Below are 2,256 nucleotides of genomic sequence, written 5' to 3'. Positions count from 1 at the left end.
TGTTAGCGTCAATCTATTTTTCACCAGTTTCGCTAAACAGGCGCGCCGTTCGCGCAAAGGCGGTTTCACCGGTTGCGCTAACGTATTTTCACCGATTCCGGTCACGGCTTGACGGGACCGTCCCTCGGCAGGTCCTTCAGCCTGTAGGACCTGCCGGTTATCTTGACCAGGTGGCAGTGGTGGCACACCCTGTCCGCGATCGCGCTCGCCGCCACGTCGTCCCCGAACACCCTGCCCCAGCCGCTGATCCCCACGTTGGTGGTGATGATCGTCGAGCGCTGCTCGTAGCGCGTCGATATCAGCTGGAACAGCAGGTCCGCGCCCGCGCTGCCGACGTCGAGGTAGCCGAGCTCGTCGATGATCAGCAGCCTCGAGTGGGCGTAGTACTTGAGCCTCTTCTTGAGGATGCCGCGCGACGAGGCGTCCTCCAGGTCCTCGACGAGCCGGGCGCAGTCCACGAACCTGACCTCGCGCCCCGCCCTGACCGCCTCGATGCCCAGCGCGACGGCGAGGTGCGTCTTGCCCACGCCGGGGCTCCCCACGAACAGGACGTTCTCGGCCCGCTCGACGAACCTCAGGGTCGCGAGCTCCTCGATCTCGGCGCGCGGGACCGACGGCTGGAAGTCCCAGTCGAAGTCCGCCAGCCCCTTGACGTAGGGGAACCCCGACGACCGTATGCGCTGGTTGGTGATCCTGACCTCCCGGGCGGCGACCTCGACGCGCGTCATCTCCTCGAGGGCGGAGGCGAAGCCCCGCTCGCCCGCGGCGACCATCCTCACGTAGTCGGGCAGGGACGCCGCCATCTCGTGCAGCCCGAGCGCGGAGAGGTTCGCCTGCGCCCTGATCGAGGGGCTGCCCTCCGCGACGGCGCCCATCACGCCCCTCCGAGCGAGTCGAGCAGCGCGAGGTTGGCGCGCGCGGCCTCGGCGATGTCCGCGTCGGCCAGGCCCCGCTTCCCCTCGAGGGCCTGCCCGTAGTGGTCGGGGTCGTAGTTGATGGGCCTCGACGGCCCGGACGCGGCGTCGTGGACGGCGACCTCCTCGCCGGCCATCCTCACCACGACCTGGCCGCCGGGCATCGCCACGACGCTCACGCGCCGGCCGATGCAGCGCCTGGGCACGGACCACTCCCTGCCGGCGGCCCTGACGAGCATGGTCGACGGGACGGTCTGGACGCTCACGTCGCCCACCATCGACTCGAGGAGCCGGAGGTTCCCGATGGGCCGCAGGCTCTCCTTCTCCCGCATGAACAGCACGTCGGGCGGCAGGCCGGTGGTGCGGTTCGGCTCCGAGTTGGCCTGGGCCTCGACCCGGGCCACCGCCTCGGCGAGGCCGCTCCACCCGGTGAACTCGCCGCCGTAGGCGAGCAGGCGGTTCAGGAAGCGGTTGGCCGACTCGTCCTTGCCCTTGGTCTGCGGCGAGCGCGGCGCGCAGAGCCTGAGCTCGAAGCCGGCCTCCCGCGCGAACCGCCACGCCCTCTCCTGCCTGGTCCTCCTGCGGCCCGAGACGGTCACCAGGCACGACATGTTGTCCGTGATGCACTCCTCCGGGACGCCGCCGAGGCGGGTGAAGGTGGCGAGCAGGCAGGACAGCAGGTCGTCGAGCGTGCGGCTCCTGACCGGTATGAAGCGGTGCTTCCGGGAGTAGCCGAGCGTCGCGGTGAACACGCTGAACTCGAAGACCTCGCCCTCCGAGTCGACGAGCCTCATGCCCTCCTTCCAGTCGAACTGCAGCTGCCTGCCCGGGGGCGTCTCGAACCGCGGGTGCGGCTCGCGGACGCCCGCGCCCCCGAAGGGCACGTCGTGCGCGCGGCACCACGCGGTGAAGGCGCCGTACCCGGGCAGCCCCTCCCCGCGGCCCTCGCGCAGGAACGCGTAGACGGCCATCTTGGTCATCCCGGGCAGCTGGGCCTTCGAGCGGATCACCTCCTCGAGCGGGTCGAAGGCGCTGCCCCTCGCGGACCTGCCGTCGGCGGCGGACTCGCCCTCCCGCCAGTACTTGGCGACCGTGTGCCGGTCCATGCCGTGCCTCCTCGCGATCTCGCTGAAGTTCGGCTTCGCGCCGGACCCCCTGTAGACGTTCAGCTCTCCCATTACGTTTCGCTCCATATCCCGCTCCTCCCGGGTCGGATACCCGATCGGAGCATAGTTCCGTTAGCGCAGTTGGTGAAAGTACGTTAGCGGGGTCGGCGAAAGCGCGTTAGCGCATTCGGCGAGATGCGTTTGCGAAAGTGGTCAATTTTAGATTAGCGCTAACA

Annotated in this window: 2 protein-coding genes; both read right to left on the bottom strand. The window is 69.1% G+C overall.

Going from position 1 to position 2,256, the window contains the following annotated elements:
- Positions 1 to 101: 101 nt before the first annotated feature.
- Positions 102 to 875 (bottom strand): IS21-like element helper ATPase IstB, encoded by a 774-nt coding sequence (istB, locus tag ACTQW0_RS08445; protein WP_139913201.1) that lies wholly within the window; start codon positions 873 to 875, stop codon positions 102 to 104.
- Positions 875 to 2,107, bottom strand: coding sequence for an IS21 family transposase (gene istA, locus ACTQW0_RS08440; protein ID WP_139913200.1), 1,233 nt, complete (start codon positions 2,105 to 2,107; stop codon positions 875 to 877). Before istA ends, istB begins: the two co-directional genes overlap by 1 nt.
- Positions 2,108 to 2,256: the final 149 nt, after the last annotated feature.

The sequence above is a fragment of the Collinsella sp. LCP19S3_B7 genome, assembly GCF_052121795.1.
Classification (GTDB): Bacteria; Actinomycetota; Coriobacteriia; order Coriobacteriales; family Coriobacteriaceae; genus Collinsella.
Note: the sequence above shows the minus strand (reverse complement) of the source record. Positions and strands in the feature narration are given on the sequence as shown.